We start from the raw sequence: 721 nt of genomic DNA on the forward strand, positions 1-721 counted from the left end.
GTTGGGTGTGAGTTGTTATTTTAGGGCATTTTTAAGCTGGTTTGTTGTAGTTTGAGAGGCGTTTCGGAGCTGTTGGGTCAGGTTGTTCTTGGCTTACGACACCCTTTCTCGCAACTTTTCGATATTGTGAACAAGGCAGTATAGCTGCCATTGTGCATTGACTTTTACTTGGCCGCGTAATGTGAGCTTATTCATCCCTTTATTCACCGTGATGTTGCCGAACACAGGTTCGATACATCCAAGTCGCTTGCTGTATTGTCGTCGCCCCATGGGACTGTCTATTTTCACTTTCATTTTGTCGATAAAACTGATTTTTTTGCGTGATTCATCATTCTTAAACTGCACTTGTCGCCCTGTTTTTATCGGTGGTTTTCGCATACATTGCTGTTGCAGAGGGCAGATTTTACAGTCTTTTAAGTAACCGCAGAATCGTGTGTATTGTTGATGATGGCTGTTTACATTGATACCACTTCGCCACATCTCATTGCCTGCGGGGCAGCGGCAGGTTTGTGTTACTTCATCATATTGGAAGTCGTCTGAGGTAAATAACCGTGGCTTGCCTTTATTGCGTTTTAATCGGCGTTTTTCTTGCTCTGTTTCGTAGGTTTCGCTCTCTTTAAACAGCGGGTTGCGTTTTCTAAATTGGTTATCGGCTATGTAGCTATCAAAACCACTTTGCGCCATGAACTCTAGGTTCGCTTCGCTATTAAAGCCGCTGTCT

At 43.7% G+C, this 721-nt stretch carries 1 protein-coding gene; it reads right to left on the reverse strand.

Going from position 1 to position 721, the window contains the following annotated elements; genetic code table 11:
- Positions 1-93: 93 nt before the first annotated feature.
- Positions 94-721, reverse strand: a 628-nt coding sequence (locus tag HC733_RS22520) for a transposase (RefSeq protein WP_190367197.1), incomplete at its 5' end; no start/stop codon positions are given.

Source organism: Pseudoalteromonas sp. S16_S37, from assembly GCF_014694405.1.
In the GTDB taxonomy this organism is placed as follows: domain Bacteria; phylum Pseudomonadota; class Gammaproteobacteria; order Enterobacterales; family Alteromonadaceae; genus Pseudoalteromonas.